This window comes from Halomonas sp. V046 (assembly GCF_052645355.1).
Genome location: NZ_JBQXYF010000097.1, coordinates 1 through 231 on the forward strand (window position 1 = coordinate 1; position 231 = coordinate 231).

At 67.5% G+C, this 231-nt stretch carries 1 protein-coding gene; it reads right to left on the bottom strand.

The annotated features are described in order from the left end of the window. A partial coding sequence (locus tag ACUN9Y_RS22415; RefSeq protein ID WP_445462944.1) for a hypothetical protein occupies positions 1 to 231 on the bottom strand: 231 nt, incomplete at both ends.

Genomic DNA, 231 nt, shown 5'->3' on the forward strand with positions numbered 1-231 from the left:
CGGTGTTGGCACTCTCATTGTCGCTGGAAACGGCAGTGACGGTGGTCTGGTCGGCCCCCAGGGTGTCGGCCCCGGCGTCGTTGGCGGCCCCCTCGATCACGTTACCGCCGACCGTGGCGGTCTCCTCGCTGATGGCGTTGGCGTCGGCCGTGGCCTCCGGCGCGGTATCCAGGATCTGGATGTCCAGGCTGTCGCTGGCGGTGTCACCTTCGTTGTCGGTAACCACGATCG